The sequence below is a fragment of the Tamaricihabitans halophyticus genome (assembly GCF_004340875.1).
Lineage (GTDB): Bacteria > Actinomycetota > Actinomycetes > Mycobacteriales > Pseudonocardiaceae > Tamaricihabitans > Tamaricihabitans halophyticus.
The window spans coordinates 25,696-42,628 of record NZ_SLXQ01000007.1; the positions used below are offsets into that span (position 1 = coordinate 25,696).

General features: G+C 64.7%; 20 protein-coding genes. 14 read left to right on the forward strand and 6 right to left on the reverse strand.

All coding sequences use genetic code 11. The features are described from left to right. The first annotated feature begins 60 nt into the window (after positions 1 to 60). From EV191_RS16680 to EV191_RS16690, 3 genes are all read left to right on the forward strand, one after another. Complete coding sequence (locus EV191_RS16680) at positions 61 to 1,314, forward strand: DegT/DnrJ/EryC1/StrS family aminotransferase (protein WP_165912981.1); 1,254 nt, start codon at positions 61 to 63, stop codon at positions 1,312 to 1,314. Beyond that, positions 1,314 to 2,063 carry an SDR family NAD(P)-dependent oxidoreductase gene (locus tag EV191_RS16685; protein WP_132878008.1) on the forward strand — a complete coding sequence of 250 codons (750 nt, stop codon included), beginning with the start codon at positions 1,314 to 1,316 and terminating at the stop codon, positions 2,061 to 2,063. Before EV191_RS16680 ends, EV191_RS16685 begins: the two co-directional genes overlap by 1 nt. A 124-nt stretch (positions 2,064 to 2,187) precedes the next feature. Next, a complete protein-coding gene (locus tag EV191_RS16690) occupies positions 2,188 to 2,946 on the forward strand; it encodes an SGNH/GDSL hydrolase family protein (protein WP_132878009.1) in 759 nt (252 codons plus the stop codon). On the opposite strand, the gene EV191_RS16695 is transcribed toward EV191_RS16690, so the two are convergent. Further along, complete coding sequence (locus EV191_RS16695) at positions 2,943 to 3,641, reverse strand: YoaK family protein (protein ID WP_132878010.1); 699 nt, start codon at positions 3,639 to 3,641, stop codon at positions 2,943 to 2,945. The two genes, EV191_RS16690 and EV191_RS16695, sit on opposite strands and share 4 nt — an antisense overlap. Positions 3,642 to 4,250: 609 nt before the next feature. On the opposite strand from EV191_RS16695, the gene EV191_RS16700 reads away from it, so the two are divergent. From EV191_RS16700 to ssuE, 3 genes are read left to right on the forward strand one after another with little or no spacing between them, the layout of a single operon-like run. After that, positions 4,251 to 5,219 carry an acyl-CoA dehydrogenase family protein gene (locus tag EV191_RS16700; RefSeq protein ID WP_243659012.1) on the forward strand — a complete coding sequence of 323 codons (969 nt, stop codon included), beginning with the start codon at positions 4,251 to 4,253 and terminating at the stop codon, positions 5,217 to 5,219. Then, a complete protein-coding gene (locus EV191_RS30585) occupies positions 5,206 to 5,391 on the forward strand; it encodes a hypothetical protein (protein WP_243659013.1) in 186 nt (61 codons plus the stop codon). The genes EV191_RS16700 and EV191_RS30585 overlap by 14 nt, the downstream gene beginning before the upstream one ends. 14 nt (positions 5,392 to 5,405) lie before the next feature. Beyond that, entirely contained in the window at positions 5,406 to 5,957 is a 552-nt protein-coding gene (gene ssuE / locus EV191_RS16705) for an NADPH-dependent FMN reductase (RefSeq protein WP_132878011.1), read from the forward strand. A gap of 30 nt (positions 5,958 to 5,987) precedes the next feature. On the opposite strand, the gene EV191_RS16710 is transcribed toward ssuE, so the two are convergent. From EV191_RS16710 to ku, 4 genes are all read right to left on the reverse strand, one after another. Further along, positions 5,988 to 7,199, reverse strand: coding sequence for an FAD-dependent oxidoreductase (locus EV191_RS16710; RefSeq protein ID WP_132878012.1), 1,212 nt, complete (start codon positions 7,197 to 7,199; stop codon positions 5,988 to 5,990). Between the two features lie 74 nt (positions 7,200 to 7,273). Next, a complete protein-coding gene (locus tag EV191_RS16715; RefSeq protein ID WP_132878013.1) occupies positions 7,274 to 8,314 on the reverse strand; it encodes a DNA polymerase IV in 1,041 nt (346 codons plus the stop codon). Positions 8,315 to 8,374: 60 nt separating this feature from the next. Continuing rightward, entirely contained in the window at positions 8,375 to 8,611 is a 237-nt protein-coding gene (locus tag EV191_RS16720) for a hypothetical protein (protein ID WP_132878014.1), read from the reverse strand. 136 nt (positions 8,612 to 8,747) lie between these two features. Then, entirely contained in the window at positions 8,748 to 9,734 is a 987-nt protein-coding gene (gene ku / locus EV191_RS16725) for a non-homologous end joining protein Ku (protein ID WP_132878015.1), read from the reverse strand. Between the two features lie 226 nt (positions 9,735 to 9,960). On the opposite strand from ku, the gene EV191_RS16730 reads away from it, so the two are divergent. From EV191_RS16730 to EV191_RS16755, 6 genes are all read left to right on the forward strand, one after another. Continuing rightward, positions 9,961 to 10,230 (forward strand): hypothetical protein, encoded by a 270-nt coding sequence (locus EV191_RS16730; protein ID WP_132878016.1) that lies wholly within the window; start codon positions 9,961 to 9,963, stop codon positions 10,228 to 10,230. 73 nt (positions 10,231 to 10,303) lie between these two features. After that, the gene (locus tag EV191_RS16735) at positions 10,304 to 10,768 is read left to right on the forward strand and encodes a MerR family transcriptional regulator (protein WP_132878017.1); all 465 of its coding nucleotides are present in this window, start codon (positions 10,304 to 10,306) and stop codon (positions 10,766 to 10,768) included. Beyond that, the gene (locus EV191_RS16740) at positions 10,765 to 11,193 is read left to right on the forward strand and encodes a carboxymuconolactone decarboxylase family protein (protein ID WP_132878018.1); all 429 of its coding nucleotides are present in this window, start codon (positions 10,765 to 10,767) and stop codon (positions 11,191 to 11,193) included. Before EV191_RS16735 ends, EV191_RS16740 begins: the two co-directional genes overlap by 4 nt. Positions 11,194 to 11,218: 25 nt before the next feature. Continuing rightward, positions 11,219 to 11,758: a MarR family winged helix-turn-helix transcriptional regulator gene (locus EV191_RS16745; protein WP_132878019.1), complete on the forward strand. Its 540-nt coding sequence runs from the start codon at positions 11,219 to 11,221 to the stop codon at positions 11,756 to 11,758. A gap of 129 nt (positions 11,759 to 11,887) precedes the next feature. Next, positions 11,888 to 13,090, forward strand: coding sequence for a homogentisate 1,2-dioxygenase (locus EV191_RS16750; protein WP_132878020.1), 1,203 nt, complete (start codon positions 11,888 to 11,890; stop codon positions 13,088 to 13,090). Between the two features lie 89 nt (positions 13,091 to 13,179). Beyond that, on the forward strand, positions 13,180 to 13,809 hold the full coding sequence (locus EV191_RS16755; protein ID WP_132878021.1) for an NUDIX hydrolase: 630 nt from the start codon (positions 13,180 to 13,182) through the stop codon (positions 13,807 to 13,809). Between the two features lie 3 nt (positions 13,810 to 13,812). Here the strand turns inward: EV191_RS16755 and EV191_RS16760 are convergent, their stop codons facing one another. After that, entirely contained in the window at positions 13,813 to 14,760 is a 948-nt protein-coding gene (locus EV191_RS16760) for a LysR family transcriptional regulator (protein ID WP_132878022.1), read from the reverse strand. Positions 14,761 to 14,921: 161 nt separating this feature from the next. Between EV191_RS16760 and EV191_RS16765 the strand changes: the two genes are divergently transcribed. Further along, the gene (locus EV191_RS16765; protein ID WP_132878023.1) at positions 14,922 to 15,392 is read left to right on the forward strand and encodes a MaoC family dehydratase; all 471 of its coding nucleotides are present in this window, start codon (positions 14,922 to 14,924) and stop codon (positions 15,390 to 15,392) included. 33 nt (positions 15,393 to 15,425) lie between these two features. Beyond that, positions 15,426 to 16,793, forward strand: coding sequence for a sodium/glutamate symporter (locus tag EV191_RS16770; protein ID WP_132878024.1), 1,368 nt, complete (start codon positions 15,426 to 15,428; stop codon positions 16,791 to 16,793). Positions 16,794 to 16,933: the final 140 nt, after the last annotated feature.

Sequence of the window (16,933 nt, forward strand, 5' to 3'; positions counted from 1 at the left end):
GTCAATCGCCTGGAAAGCAACCCCTTGCCTACACTGAAGCGCTTCAGATACCGTGTGCCGGTGATCAGTGAAGCGAAGGCGGCTCAGTCATTCGTGGTGCCCTACAGTGGGGTGTCCAACCGGCTCGACGACACGGATATCGCGGCCGTAACGGCGGCGCTCGCGCAGGACACCTTGGCGATCGGGCCATGCAACGCGGAGTTCGAGCGGCGGTTCGGTGCGGTGGTCGGCGCCAAGCACGTGCAGGCGACGAGTTCCTGTACGACCGCGCTTTTCCTTGCCGCGCAAGCCCTTGAACTCGCCGAAGGCGATGAGGTCATCACCACGCCACAGACCTTCTGGGTGACGACGTGGCCACTACAGGCGCGGGGCTGTGTAATCAGGTTCGCCGATATTGACCCGAACAGTTTGACGATCGATCCGGCCACGATCGAACCGTTGATCACCGAGCGAACCAAGTCGATCTGGGTCGTGCACCATGGCGGGCAGGCTGCGGATATGGATCCGATCATGGAAATTGCTCGTCGCCACGGGTTGACGGTGGTCGAGGACTGCGCACATGTTCCCGGCGGCACATACCGCGATCGGCGCGTGGGGGCCATCGGTGACATCGGCTGTTTCAGTTTTCATTCGCTGAAGAACATGACGACCGGCGAGGGCGGAGCCTTCGTGACGAACAACGACCAGTACGCGGACAAGGCGCGTCATCTCGGCACCCTGCACGTGTGGGGCGAGCTGCACGAACGTCCAGACCCGCGAATCGGGCCCTACCGTCAACCGGAGTATTACCGGGACCCGCACGTTCGACGTTCGTACACTATGGACTACGTGGCAGGACGTTATCTGGTTGGCAACAACTACCGGATGAGCGAGCTGAGTGCGGCACTCGGTATCGCGCAGCTCGACAAGCTGGATCGGTTGAATGACCGCCGGCGGGCGATCGCCGCGGAGCTCGACGCCGGACTGCGGGATGTGCCAGGAATTGAACTACAGTCCGAACGATCGTATGCCCGACACGTTTACCACCTTTACACGCTGTTCTATTGCCCAGACGTCGTTGGCGTGCCGAAGGACGATTTCATTCGGCGGTTACAGGAACACCACGGTGTCGAGATCATCCTGCGCTATTTTCCCATTCACCTGTTACCGGAGTTCCGAGCGCTCGGTTACAAGTACGGATCCTGCCCGGTTGCCGAGCGAACCTACTTCGAACGCCAGGTTCAGCTGCCCATCTATCCGCATCTCACCGATGACCAGATTCAGCACATGATCAGGGCCGTGCGCGAGGCGGTCGCCACGCTGGGGGCAGCCTGATGTCCGTAGTTCGCCGGGTAGCGCTCGTCACCGGTGCCGCACGGGGCCTGGGTGCGGCGATCGCTGAGGAGTTGGCAGCGGACGGGATAGCGGTCGCCATCAACTTCGTTCGCAACCAGAATGCGGCGACTGAGGTGCGGGACCGGATCCTCGCCGCTGGCGGTAATGCGGAGACGTTCCGGGCCGACGTCACGGACGGACGGCAGGTCGCGATGTTGTATCGAGATATCGTCGCGCGATTTGGTCGGCTTGACGTACTCGTGTGCAACGCCACCGGACCACAACCCGAGCACTCGGTTGAGGAGTTGAGCTGGCAGGACATCCTCGATCAACTCGTTTTCTTCGTGAAGAGCCCATTGTTGCTCGCCAAACAGGTTCTGCCGGAGATGCGGCGTCGCGGGTACGGGCGCATCATCCACATCGGCTCGGAGGTCTTTGACCTTGGTGTTCCGCGTGCCAGCGCTTACGTCGCGGCTAAGGGAGCACAGCTTGGTCTCACGCGGTCCTGGGCCCGAGAACTGGGCGGGGACGGTATCACCGTGAATCTGGTCGCTCCTGGGTGGATACCTACCGACCGGCACCGCTCAACGCCAGCGGCCGACCATGCGGCTTACGTGTCCGCCGTGCCACTCGGCACGGGCGGCGAGCCCCACGATGTCGCGTCCACGGTGGCGTTTCTCGCGTCCGAGCGAGCCAAGTTCGTGACCGGACAACGTATCGCGGTTAATGGTGGCAACACCATCAGCTGAATACCTCCGGCCGGCTGTGGTGCGCGAGGCCTTCACCCGATGGGGTGCTGCCGGTAACGTCCCGGCTCGGTCGGCTATATCGCCTTCGTAGACCTTGATCAACGCGATGTCCACGAGGTGATGAATGCCCCGCAAGTCTCGGCTAGTCGCGCGCCTGTTGGTGATGCTCGTTGCCGTGTCGGCAAGTGTTTCCGGATTGTCGAGCCGTGTCGAGGCGCGCGGCGTCGACTACTGCGCGGCGCTTGGATCCGTTGCCTACCTCGGTTCTTCCACTGAGACGGGACAGGGATCGGCTGGTTGGCAGAGTCCGGACTTCACGTACTGGGAAACGGAGTTCGGCTGGGTATCCCAGCTGAGCAGGTACCTGCGGAACGGTTGGGGCATCGGTATGGTCAACCCGAGCCGGGGTGGCGCGACGGCAGCGGACTACCTGCCGGGCGGGCGATGGGCCGTTACGCGGCACGCGGTCGAGGAAGTTGCTCGCCATGCCGCTGGCTTGGCCATCATCAGCCTTGGCGTCAATGAGTTCGGCAGGCAGTATTCGCCGAGGCGATTCAGCACGGACCTGGCCGAGTTCGTGACGGCGCTACGCTCGGCCATGCCAACGATTGACCTGGCGTTGGTGATCAAACCGGATATCGGCGCGCCCTACGGTGGGTCGGTTCAGTACCCGTACCGGGACTATGCGGACGGCATTCGGGAGATTGCGGCGGAGACGACTGACTCCACGTTGATCGATCTGCGCACGGTCATCGAGGCGCAGCCACGGGATACCGCAGATATGTGGTCGGGCGATGGGGTACATCTGTCCGACAATGGGCACACCGCTACGGCGAGGGCGGTGCGGGACCGGCTGTTCGCTGGATGCGGCGCGCCGGACTAACCGGTGTGTCCCGAGCTGGCCTGCTCTGCGGTGTCCCCGGAACGGGTCAGCTGGCCGACGATCGCGACGCCGAGCATCAGCGCGGCCGCGGTCGCCACGGCGAGCCCGATATGCACCATCAGCAGCGTGGCACCGGCGAGCGCGCCGAGCGCGATCAGACTGATCGCGCCGGCTCGGCGTAGCCACGGCTGTTCGTTGCCCGCGCCCACCCGGGAATCGGCGGCGAGTCCGGTGATCGTAGAAGTCACCACCACCGTGGTGAGGTCCTTGATCGCGACGTGCCGGGCCGCAGCTGCCTGCACTCCCATCGCGGCCGCCATCCCAGCGGTCACGGTGAGGGCCCAGGGCCGGGCGAGATCGTCCCCGAATGCCAGCAGCATCGCGGCTACGCTGGACATCAGCAGGCCCGCGCCGATCAACAGCCAGCTGCACCGTGGGGACCAACCGGTCGGCTGACCACGAACCGCGCGCCCGGCGAGCGCGGCGCCAACCAGGAAACCGACGAGGGCTACCGCCGGACCCGCGACAGGTAGCTCGTCCGCACCAACCGCGGCCATGCCGAGGATCACCACATTGCCGGTCATATTCCCGGCGAAGACCTTGTCCAGGCCGAGGTACCCGGCCGCGTCGATGATGCCGGTGGTGAAGGTCAGGATGAGTAGTAGTACGAGCTGGATACGGCGTTGTGTCAACATCGGTGCACCAGCCTATGCCGGCAGGTGGGCAAGCGTGTGCCGGGATGGGCATGCCGGCACACACCGCGTAGTCGCCCGTGGGTAATAGGAAATACGCGTAGTTGAGTCGTGTGCTCGAAATAGCGTCAGCTATTTCGCGGTACCGCGACTACTTTCGAAATTCTGACCCAATGGGAAGCGTCACGATCCAGCGAGGCTGGCATTGTCGACGACCCGTCCGTACCGTGGGAACCCGCGTTCGCCTGTTGACGTCGGTGCATCGGCTTGGCCACGATATCCGAGTGTTGTGCAACATCTTGACCGAACGTCGTCACGTCGATCTACTGCGGGTGGTCGCGGCGTCCTGCCGAAGCTGATCGGGAAACGGATTATTTTCCACGTTTTCGTAAACGTGTCCAGGCAAGCCGTACAAATGTCCGGACGACGCTGTTCCGGTAGTCGAGATTATTTCAAGCAGAAAAGATTCGACATATGCCGCGTGCGTCAGTTGGTTTCGATAATGTGAGGTCGAGATGGTAAATGATCTGCTCCGTGAGCCGTCGTGGTTCGCCATTGGCCAGCTGATGATCAGTGCGTGGTGCGGACGAACCGCCCGATGAGGAGCAAGGGATGAGCACGGCGACGGTGACCGCGACGCGGTCAGCGGCACAGATTGTCCGCAGTGACCAGGAAGCACTGGATAAAGCGCGACTGCTGGCGAGTTGGCTCGGCGCCGAAGCGTCCGAGCGGGACGCTGATCGCCGGCTGCCCTGGGGTGAACTGAGCGCGCTGTCCGCTACCGGCCTGCTCGGGATTACCGTGCCACGTTCGCATGGTGGTGCCGATGTCCGCGCGCGCACGTTGGTAGAGGTGTGTCGCCTGCTCGCCGTCGCTGACCCGAGTATCGCGCAACTCGGCCAAAGTCACCTGGTGCATGTGGACGTGCTCAGGGAGAACGCGGCGGCGACGCAGCAGAGTTACTTCTTCGAGGAAGTGCTCGCGGGAGCACGCTTCGGTACCGCGCGGGCCGCGTTGGGTTCCAGCGGGGCCCTGGAAGTAGAAACCAGGCTCACCAGGTCATCCGATGGTTGGTTCGTGCTTGACGGCGTCAAGGACCACACGACCGGCGCGCTCTTCGCGCACTGGATCGCCGTGCTTGCCAGGGACGAACAGGACAACCTCCAGGTGGCCTGCGTACCTTCGGATACGCCTGGTGTCACGATCGCGGACAACTGGTCGGGTATGGGGCTTCGGACCGCGGCGAGCGGAACAGTCCGACTGGATCAGGTGCGCGTGCCACCGGACTGCGTGATTGCTCACCACCACAACGAAATCCGAGCGCAGCTACGCGAGGCCTTGGCTGGTGCGCTGCACGCCGCGATTGACGTGGGTATCGCCCGCGCCGCGCTTCTGGACGGTGCCGAGTTCGTGCGGCCCCGGAGCCGACCGTCGTCGCACGGCGGCCCGGCCCCGGCGACCGACGACCCGCTCACGCTGCAGCGGTGTGGCGAGCTGGAAGTGCGCGCGCGAGCAGCCGAGGCATTGCTTGGTGGCCTCGGCAAAGGCGTTCGCCGAAGGGGTAGCGGTGCAGCTGAGTAACGCGCTGTTCGATCTCTGCGTCACTCCTACGGGACTCGCGGATCTGAACCTGCACCGGCACTGGCGTAACGCCCGTACGCACGCCCTGTGCTCCCCGACGCACTGGCCGACCCAGCACATCGGCGGCTACCTCATCAACGGCACCTTGCCCCCGCACGTCCGGCAACTGTGAGCGAAGGAGACGCAATGTCCGACATCCTCGTGCTATCCGGTAGCCCGTCAACGAAGTCGCGTACCGAAGCGGTACTTGGTGAACTGTCCCAGCGGCTTCGGGAGCACGGTCACCGGGTGGTGGAGGCTCCGATCCGACGTCTCCCGGCGAACGCGCTGGTCGCGGCTGACTCGGCGGACGGCGAGGTGCGCGCGTTGATCGAGGCGGTTTCCCATGCCGAAGGGATACTTGTTGCCTCCCCGATTTACAAGGCGTCCTACACGGGTCTGCTCAAGTCGTTTCTGGACCTGTTGCCGCAGCACGGTTTGACGGGCAAAACGGTACTGCCGCTCGCTACCGGTGGCACACCGGCGCATGTGCTGGCGATCGATTACGCGTTTCGTCCGATGCTGCATTCGCTGGGTGCCGAGCACGTTGTGCCAGGCTATTTCTTGCTCGATAGGCTGATCGAGGTATCCGAGGACGGTGTGCGAATCGATGCCGAAGCCGAGCAGGCGCTTATGTCGGTTGTGGACTATTTCGCCTCGGCGCTGCATCGAAGGGCGCGCTACGCCGAGGCATCCTGACTCGTGCGCCAGCGAGTTACCGCATGGGTACTAGATGGCGCCGGAGCGCGGCCGACTGGGCTTCTGGCTGAACGGATCGTTGCCCACGGGCTCCTTACCAAGGAGCCGGAGAGCACCGTGTGCGGCACGGACCGCGCTGTTGATCGATATCTCGCCACGCATCCCCGGGGCCGCGACCATGTCACCGGCTAGGAATACCCCGTCACCGCGGTCGATGGCTGGGCGATCGCGCCAGGTTTGACCGGGTAGATCAAGTGCGCCAGTACGGTCACGCGCGGTCCCGGCGCGTCGCCAGGTTGCTCGTGAACGCCACTCAGGTACGGCCAGTTCGGCCAGTCGTTCCAGCCTGCGGTGGGCATCGGCATTGGCCTCGCCCGGCCGGCGAGGCAGGTCGAGTTGGAACAGTGCTTCGCCCTCCGGTGCGACGGTGCCGTCCTGCAGCGAGTAGCACTCGTGAAAACCACCCTCGTCCAGATCAAAAACCAGGAACATGTCCCGACCAGACCGAGGCACCGCGACATCGAGCAACACGCAGTCACCGCTGGTCCAGGTCAGCGAGTTATCGCCAAACAGTGCCCTGGCCGAGGACAGTTCGGTCGCCACGATCGTCGGTTGGTTGTTGACCTGGGTGACCCGAGAGCGTAGTTCGATGCGCACGCCTAGCTGCTCTGCTCGCTCGACCAGCCGGTCGATAACGGCTTGCCAGCCACCAACCACCCACCGAACGGCTGGCGGTTTCGGGGCGAAGACCCGATGGAACAGACCCCAGACGAATGCCGCCGAGAGTCGTCCAGTGTTCGCGTCATAGGTTGCGACGCTGATCGCATTGGCCGCGGCCACGGCCGCGGTCGCGCCGTACCGTGCACTGGCCCAACTGTGGAAGTCCTGGTCGACCGGGGCGGAACGGCCGCGTTCCACAATCATCCGCAGCAGCCCAGCTGGTGCGCGCCTGCCGAGCTTCCCGTTGAACCGGAACGTACTAAGTCTGGCGGCGGTGAGCAACGGTGGCCGACCAAGCGGCGGGATCAGCTTCCGTTCGCGTAGCCAGGTCCAATGTGGGCCGTCGGCGTAGAAGACATGTGGACCGGTATGGGCGACGTACGGGACTTGGGTGGCGCGCGCTCGGCCGCCAAGCGTGCCGTGCGCCTCGTGCAGGGTCACCGTGACCCCGGCCTCCGCGCATCCGATCGCCGCGACAAGACCGGCGAGCCCGCCGCCAACGACGGTGACTTCTGCTGCCATCAGTTTCCTCCTCGCGTCCGCGCTTACTGCTGAGACGAGGTAGCCGACGCGAGTGTGACAGCACGGGCAGCGGGCTAGTCCTCGTCGCCGTGCGCGAGTTCGGCTCGGACTCCGAGTAGCCGCACCGGGCGGCCATGCTCAAAGCGATCCAGTTCGGCCAGCGCCGCCAACTCGAGGACCGCCGAGTCGTCGGTGGGCGTGGGCAGTGTATGGCTTCGGGTCTGGGTAATGAACGGCGCGAACCGCACCTTCACCTCCACGCGGACTGCTGGGCGGCCTTCGGTCCGAACATCGTCGGCTACCCGATGGGCAAGGACCGACACCTGCCGGTCGAGCTCGGCGCGGTCGGTGAGGTTTTCCTGGAAGGTGACTTCCCGGCCGCGGGAGCGCGCCAGGTACGGGGTTGCGACCACTTCGGTATCGCCGATGCCGAGCGCGAGTAACCGGTACCACGGTCCCATGGTTCGCCCGAACCGCTCGTCGAGCATGGTTTGCTCGGCTTCGGACAGTTGGTAGACAGTGGACAGTCCGAGCGCGGCGAGCTTCTTGGCCGTTTTCCCACCGATACCCCAGAGCGATTCGGTTGGCAGTTCAGCCATGACTTCCCACCAGTTGTCCCTGGTGAGCCGGAACACCCCGGCTGGTTTGGCAAACCCGGTCGCGAGCTTCGCGCGGAGCTTGTTGTCGCCGATGCCCACCGAGCTGGACAGTCCCGTCGCGGCGGCGACCGTCTGGCGGGCCTGTTCCGCCAGGTTCTCCGGTGTGTCCGTGGCGGCGCCGAGGAAGGCTTCGTCCCAACCGACGACTTCGACGATCACCGGCAGCTCGCGCAGCGCGGCCATCGCATGCGCGGAGACTTCCTCATAGGCCGGCGGGTCGGAGGGGAGGAAGATCGCCTCCGGGCACCGTTTGGCCGCGGTGCGTAGTGGCATTCCGGAATGCACGCCGTACTCGCGCGCCTCATACGTCGCGGTTGCGACGACAGCCCGTTCAGTCGGGTCGCCAGAACCACCGACGACCACCGGGCGACCGCGCAGTTCCGGATGCCGGGCGACTTCGACCGCGGCGATGAACTGATCGAAGTCAATATGCAGGATCCAGTTTGCGGTGGTCACGCGACAAGTATGCCGGCCAAAGCCCGTGCGTGGGGTAGGCGCGACGCGCCGGACTACGGTTCAGGACGCCAGGTAGAAGTCGTCTCGCTGGGGTGCGACACATTCGCAGTACGCGAGCTCGGCGCAGCCGGCCTGTAGCCGGTGCCGGGCTGGATCATCATCACGGCAGGCCGCGTCGGTGCACTGCACCGGCCCATCCTGGTGGGTGAGTAGCGTGCCATGGCAGTGATCCAGGTCAGCCGCGCAATCGCGGCAGCCAGGGCTCGCCGTGGCCGAACTGGAAACGATGAACGCCATGGATCTGTGCTATCACGTCCGGCTCGCCGGTTCGGTGAAGCGGGTCGGCGTGTCTGGATTCTGGATTCCAGGCGCTGGATCCCGGAGGCGTGACGGTCCGTAATCGCGTTCTTTGAGGTTAGCGCTCCGGTCGGAGCTAGGCGCTTTTTGAGCGGCGTCCGCCGGATTTGCGTGTGCTCGCCGTCGAACCGGGCTTCTTGGAACCGTCTTGCTCTGCCGCGGGCTCGGCTTGCTCGTCGGTAGCTTGCCGTCGTGCGGCTCGTTTACCTCCCGATTTGCGTGGTTTGGCAGCGGTTCCGGCGCCATCGGCTTCCGGGTCGCCCGTTGTCGTCGATTCGGGTCGGTTGCCGCGTGCCTGCGTGTTGCTGATACTCGCTTCGAGCGCGGCCATCAGGTCAACGACTTCGGCCGGCCGGTCTTCGGCCGCTGGTGCCGTGGTTTCCTCGCCGGCGATTTTCGCGTCGATGAGCTCTCGCAGTGCTTGTTGATAACTGTCGTGGTGCGCGTCGGGGTCGAACACGTCTTCAGTCATCGAGTCGATCAGCGAGCCGGCCATGGCCAGCTCCTGGTCGCGGACCTGCGGGGGGTCGGCGAGAAACTCGAAGTCGGGCTTGCGCACCTCGCCTGGCCACAGCAGCGTGGTCAGTACCAGCACGTCATTGTGCACCCTGAGCAGGGCCAACGACTCTCGCTGGCGCAATGCGACTTTCACCAGTGCCACCCGGCCGGATTTGGCTAGCGCGTCGCGAAGCAGCACATACGGCTTGGTGGCCGTCTTCTGTGGTTCGAGATAATAGGCGCGGTCGTAGGAAATCGGGTCGATTGCCTCGATCGGGAGGAATTCCACGACCTCGATCGCCCTGGACGTCGCTACTGGCACCTGAGCGAGATCATCGTCGGTGAGTACGACCATCGAGCCATCTTCGAGCTCGTAGCCCTTCGCGATATCGGCGTAAGGCACTTCCGCGCCATCGACCGTGCATACCCGCTTGTACTGGATTCGTCCGCCGTCGGCCGCGTGTACCTGGCGGAAACTGATCGATTTGCTCTCGGTTGCCGCGTACAACTGGATCGGGATGGACACCAGTCCGAAGGACACAGTGCCTTTCCACATCGACCGCATGCCGCCTCCACCGGGTTTGTCCGGGCCGTACTCGTGATAATGAAGGTACGCTTCGTTGCTGGTCAACGGCAGTGCCAGCGGTTCGGGGTCAGTGTGCGCCCAGTGTTTCGTGTCAGCAGTGGGTTGTGTCCCGTCAACTCAGGGCGTTTACTAACGATTTGTATCTGATCGGCGAGTCGCCTTGCGTCGAACAGTGACCATTGTCGATTGACGTCCGGAGGATGGCATGCCGAGTGAGACGATCGTGCCGGAGGCGGTGTCCGTTCGGTATGCCCGCGAGCAGTACGCGCTTGGCTATTTCCAGGGGCGTACCAACGCCGAGCCTGGGGGCGGTGCGGGACTCGATTTCGCCAGGTTCTATGCCGAGTGGTGCGCGAGGGAAGACCGGCCGATGGACGTGCAGGAGGCGTACCGCCGATGGTTGGCCGACCGTGCCGAGTGGGTAGCCGAGCTCCGTTATGAGCGCGCACTCGAACACGCGACGAACTACGACTAGTCGCGCTGACTGGGGACATTGACCGATCGCGTCCTTGCGTTCGAGCGCGCTCAAACCCCTACCGTCGGTTGGTATGGAACCAGACGAGGCACTGCGCAGGGCCCTACGCCTGGCGGTGGATCCGCCCGCTGGGGTCTCGATCGAGGCCGTGCGTGAGCTCGCGCGGGACGACGATGCGAGCGAGTGGAACATCGCCACGGCGGCGAAGCACCTCGGGGTCAGCCCGCACACGCTGCGGTACTACGAACGCATCGGTCTGGTTCGGGTCGCCCGCGATGCGGCCGGTCACCGCCGCTACGACGCGCCCGCGGTGCGCCGACTGGTGTTCGTGACCCGGATGCGCGTCTCTGGCATGTCGATCAGCGACCTGCGCCACTACGTCGACCTTGCCGATGCCGAGCAGGACACCGTGTCCGAACGCATGGACATGTTGCTGGAGCATCGCGACACCTTGCGGTCCCAGATAGCCCAACTGCAACTCGCCCTTGCCGCAACCGAGTACAAGATCGCTACCTATCAGGAAGTGCACCAGCTATGACGAGCACCACTCCGCGGCACGACATCAACAGCCCGGACAACCTCGCCCGCCGCCGTCACGGGGAATCTGTCCTGGTCAAGATCGACGGACATCAGGGCGAGGCCGTTGTCGACTCGCTCGCCGACATCAACCCTGCCTTCGGGCACCATGTCGCCGCGTTCGTGTTCGGCGACATCTACGACCGGCCGGATCTCGATGCCCGCGGCCGCCAGCTGGTCACTCTCGGCGTCCTGACCGCCCTCGGCGGATGCGAACCGCAGCTCAAGGTTCACATCGGCGCCGCCATGAACGTCGGCATCAGCCGCACGGAGATCACCGAAGCGCTCCTGCATGCCGCTGTGTTCTGCGGCTTTCCCCGGGCCCTTAACGCGACCTTCGTCGCCCGTGAGGTCTTCGCCGAGCGGGACGACTCAGCTGGAAAATAGTTCAAACGTGTACTAGTTTCTCGTCATGGAGAGCGTGGACGAGCCCGGCGAGGAACTCGATTTCTGGTCCTTCGTGCGGCTCGCCAACGACAAGCTGGCCAAGGAGCATGGCTTTCGCTACCACCTGGCGACCGAGGTAGTACTGACCCTGAATCGGGTCGCCAATATCGTCACTTACGACCTCGAGGCGGCGGTGCACCGGCCGCGTGGTCGCTCGTGGTCCGCGTTTCGCCTACTGTTCGTGACCTGGCTTGCCGGTCCGCTCGAGCCGAAGCGAGCCGCCGAGCTGACCGGGATGAGTCGTGCCGCGGTATCGAACCTGGTGAAGGGACTGAGCTCGGACGGCGTGCTGGATCGGCTACCTGGCACGCGGGACGGCAGGTCGGTGCGGCTGTCCCTGACGGACAAGGGCGCCGCGGAGATGGTCGAGCTGTTTCGCGTGCACAACGAACGTGAACAGGAATGGGCGAGCGCTCTCACCGATGCCGAGCAGCGCATCCTGCTGATGCTGTTGGACAAACTCATCACGAACCGTGCACAGTTCGACGTCCGCGGCCGAAACTGAAACAGATCGTGCGTTCGGTTCGGGTTGCCGCCGAGCCAAATTAGTTAATAGATTAACTATATCTGCGTAGCCAGCACTGGTCGGGCTACGGCGATGACGTCAATGGCGCCGTCCGTGAGGAGGCAGGTTATGGCCTATTACCGAGCGGTGGGAAATGTCCCGCCGAAGCGGCACACCCAGCATCGGGACGAGCATGATCAGTTGTATTTCGAGGAACTGATGGGGGAGGAAGGGTTCTCGGCCGACTCCTCGTTGCTCTACCACCGGCATATTCCTTCCGCGATCGTGGATTCGCGGAACTGGGAGCTACCGGATCTGGCGACCACGCCGAACCATCCACTGCTGCCTCGTCACCTGAAGTTGCCTGAACTGTTTCCAGAAGGGTCCTGGTCGGACACCGATGTGGTGACGGGGCGTCGACTGGTACTGGGGAACTCGGATGTACGGCTGTCCTACGTGGTGGCCGAGCAGGACAGCCCGCTGTATCGCAACGCGATCGGCGACGAGGTCGTTTACGTCGAATCCGGCGACGCGGTCGTCGAGACCGTTTTCGGCGCGCTGTCGGCAAAGCAGGGCGACTACGTGGTCATCCCGCGAGCGACGACGCATCGCTGGTTGCCGCGCGGACACGATCCGCTGCGCGCCTATGCGATCGAAGCGAACAGTCATATCGCCGCACCGAAGCGGTACTTGTCCAGATTCGGCCAGTTTCTCGAGCACGCGCCGTACTGCGAGCGCGATCTGCATGGGCCGACCGAGCCGATGTTGGCCGACGGGACCGATGTCGACGTCCTGGTCAAACACCGGGTATCCACCGGAATCGTAGGCACCCGGATGGTTTATCAGCGGCATCCGTTTGACGTAATCGGCTGGGATGGCTGCCTGTATCCCTATACCTTCAGCGTGTACGACTTCGAACCGATCACCGGGCGGGTGCATCAGCCGCCACCGGTGCATCAGGTCTTCGAGGGCACCAATTTCGTGATCTGCAATTTCGTCCCGCGCAAGGTGGACTACCACCCGTTGTCGATCCCGGTGCCGTACTACCACTCCAACGTGGACTCCGACGAGATCATGTTCTACTGCGGTGGCGATTACGACGCCCGCAAGGGGTCGGGGATCGGGCAGGGCTCGATGTCCGTGCATCCCGGAGGCTACGCGCACGGTCCACAGCCCGGCGCCTATCAGCGCAGTATCGGCGTGGAGTTCTTCGACGAGCTTGCCGTCATGGTCGATACCTTCCGGCCCCTCGAACTGGGCGAAGGTGGGCTCGCCTGCGACGACGGGCGCTACGCGTGGACCTGGTCGGGCAAGGGGCCCGGCCACGACTGAACCACTGGCCCCCGGGTTGTCGGCGGCCTGGGCGCGACTACCGGTTCCGTGGGCTGACCTCGGAAGCTCCAGGGATCTACCATCAACTGATGGGCGCAGCGTCGAACGAACCCGGGTCCGATGGTGTTTCGGCGGCGGCGATTCGGGCCGCGCTCGAGCGGTTCCAGCCACGTACCGAAGCGCTGGCTGGCCGGCGGGCGGCGGCGGTCGCGATCGTGGTCGCCGACGGCAACGGCACCCGTGGTGTCTGGCTGACCAGGAGATCGGCGGGACTGCGCGCGCATGCGGGACAGATCGCGCTGCCCGGAGGGCGAATCGACGACGGTGAGGACGCGGTGGGCGGCGCGCTGCGTGAACTGGACGAGGAGTTGGGCGTCGCGCTGAGCCAGGATGCCGTGCTTGGCCGATTGGATGATTACCCGACGAGGTCCGGTTACGTGATTACCCCCGTGGTGCTGTGGGCCGGCGCAGGGTGGCAACCGCGGCCGAATCCCGCCGAAGTCGCACGGGTGGCCCTGGTACCGCTGCCGGAACTCGATGTGCCGCCGAGGTTCCTCCGGATCGCGGAGTCGGACCGACCGGTGATCCAACTTCCTTTGCTTGACACGCTGGTGCATGCGCCCACCGCCGCGGTGCTCTATCAGTTCCGGGAGGTGGCACTGCGCGGCCGACATACCCGGGTGGCTGAGCTCGAGCAGCCGGTCTTCGCCTGGCGTTGAGCGCTACGGCGCGGCAGTATGCCCGGACTCGGTCACGGGCGTGAGGTAGGGCTCGTCGGCTGGTACCGCTTGGCGTAGCGCGGCGATCGCGGCGGCGAGCAGTGGGTTGTTGTTGGCTCGTCGCCACGAGACGGTGACCGTACGGTAGGCGGCCGGATGTCGTACCCGGGTCGCCGAGACTCGGGGATCCGGGAGGTAACCGAGTGCCGGAACGACGGCGACGCCAAGCGAGGTGGCGACGAGTTCACGGACCACGTCATAGTTGTCACTGCGAAACGCCACCGAGGGCGCGAAACCGGCCGCGGCACAGAGCCGGTCCAGTGACCGGGCGCCGGCGGTGTCTTTCCCGGTGGTGATCCAGCGCCGATCGGCGAGCTCGGCGAGGTCTGGTTCGATCAGTTCGTCGGCGGTGTGCAGGAGTACCAGGTTTTCCCGTAGCAGCGTCACCCTGCTGAGCTCGTCGGGCCAATCCCGAGGGCTCAGCCCATACTCGTAACCGAGCGCCAGGTCCAGCTGGCCCGCGCTCACCGCGTCCAACAGTGTGGCCGGCTCGTCTTCCTCGAGGGCGACTTCGGCTCTGGGGTGCGCGGCGGTGAACGCGGCCAGCGCGGCCGGCACCAGGCGCACTCCCGCGGTGGGGAAGCTGCCGAGGCGTAGCCGGCCGATCGCTCCGGTGGCGAGTTCGTGTATCTCATGGTGGAAGTCGTCCAGAGTGGCCAGTAGGTGTCGGCTCAACTCGATCAACTGGTGGGCGGCCGTCGTCGGGCGGATGCTGTGTGCCGCGCGTTCGAACAGGGTGAGACCGGTGTCCTTCTCCAGCGCTGAGATCTGCTGCGAGACAGCGGAAGCGGTATACCCGAGGTTGCGTGCCGCGATCGCGAACGAACCACCGCGATACACCTCGTGAAAAGTCTTGAGGTGTAGTGGCTTGGTGGCTGGCCCCGCTGGCATGTGATCCTCCGGATAACCGCATCAGCACCAGGGATGTTGATGCTTGATGGGATCGTATTTCGTCGAACTTGTGCTGACAACTTCTGCTTCGCGATACCCGGTCGCTGGACCGGCTGTGGCAGGCTGCGCTGGTTGACGACAAGCAGCGAGCGGAGGTCGGCGTGCGGGATGAGAAGCCGGAATCGACCGAGTGGTACTTCGAGGATTACTTGCCAGGGCAGGTACGCCTGGTCGAGGAGACGATCGAGGTGCTCGAGGACGAGGTGGTGGCGTTCGGTCGCAAGTTCGATCCACAGCCGTTCCACGTGGACGAGACGGCAGCGGTGGCTGGCCCGTTCGGCGGATTGATCGCCAGCGGCTGGCACACCGGCTCGATGTTGATGCGCCTGTTTGCCAAGTATTACCTGTCCCCGGTGTCCAGCCTGGGGAGTCCAGGGATCGACGAGCTGCGCTGGCCGGTGCCGGTACGGCCAGGCGATCAGCTACGGCTGCGCACCACGGTGGAAAAGGCGCACCGTTCGCGGTCGAAACCGGACCGCGGCGTGGTACACACCACGGCCGAGCTGCTCAACCAGGACGAACTCGTGGTCATCCGGATGCGCGTGATCAATCTGATCCTGGCACGCGACTGAATCGGGAATCACTGGGTCAAAGGAGGCGCGCGCATGGAATTCGACGCGTGGTCGGTGTTCGTCGATGTCGGAGCGATCTGCCTGCTGTTGTTGGTGGGCAAACTGCTACGCGCCAGTATCCCACTGGTGCAGCGGCTACTGTTGCCAGCGAGCATCCTTGCCGGAGGGCTTGGTCTGGCGCTGGGGCCGCACGGTCTTGGCCTGATCCCGTTCTCCGACCAGCTGGAAACCTACGCGACGATCCTGACCGCCGCCGTGTTCGGTTCGCTCGCGCTGTCCGCGCCGATGAACTGGGGTCGGCTACGCCGCGCCAGGGTCATGTGGTCGTACTCGGTGTCCACCTATGTGTTGCAGTGGGGCCTCGGTGCCCTGTTCACCGTGGGAGTCCTCGGCCTGTTCGTCCAACTACCGGACGGGTTCGGTCTGCTGCTTGCCGCCGGATGGGCGGGTGGCTTCGGCACCGCATCCGCGGTGGGGACCACGCTCGCTGACAACGGGTGGGAACAGGCGACTTCGCTAGCGTTTACCTCGGCCACAACGGGCGTACTCGTCGCGATTGTCGGCGGGCTGATCCTGGCCAAATGGAGCGTCCGCAAGGGCAGGGTGGCCGCTTATGCGGGGGCAGCCGGGTTGCCAGCGGAGCTGCGTACCGGGCTCGTCAGCAATCCGAACGACCGCCATCCGATCGGATACGCGACGGTCTCGCCGAACTCGCTCGAGCCGCTGGCACTGCAGTTAGCGCTGATCGTCGCGGTCACCTTCGCTGGCTACCTGGTCACCGAAGCAGTGGCGCGGGTGTTTCCGGACGTGTCGGTGCCGGTATTCGCCGCCGCGTTCCTGCTCGGGATGTTGTTTCGGCTGGTGATCGACCGCACGCCGGCGCGGGCGTACCTGGATTCGACCACGATCCGGAGCCTGTCTGGTACCGCGACAGATCTGCTCGTCACGGTGGGGATCGCGGCGATCGTGCCGAGCGTGGTGGTCGCCTACGCGGTCCCGCTCGCGTTGCTGTTCGGTTTTGGTCTGTTGTTCTGCGTGCTGGTGTTCACGTTGCTGACGCCACGGCTTTTCCTCGATCGCTGGGTCGAGCGAGGGCTGTTCACCTGGGGCTGGTTGACCGCGTCGGTTTCCACCGGACTGGCACTACTTCGGATCGTCGATCCGAAGCTGCGCACCGGGACGGCCGAGGAGTTCGGCTTGGCCTACGTCGGCTTCGCGCCCGTCGAGATCGGCACGGCCATCGTCGCGCCGCTGCTGGTGATCGCGGGCTTTACTGGTGGGTTTATCGCGCTCGCCCTGGTACTGGGTATCGGGCTGTTGATCCTCACGTTCGCCCTGCGCTGGCCGGCGAAAACCGGTGAACCGGGGGAGCGGCGAACAGATGTGGCCCCGGAGGGATGACGGCCGGTTAGTGGACCGCCAACCTCCCCCGGACCCCCAGAACCGGGGGAGGCATGTACTGATGTGCAACAACCAGGTGACATCCGGATGCACCGCAGTTGAGCTGGGTACCAGCGGAGTTTATGCTGGCAGCAGTGGGA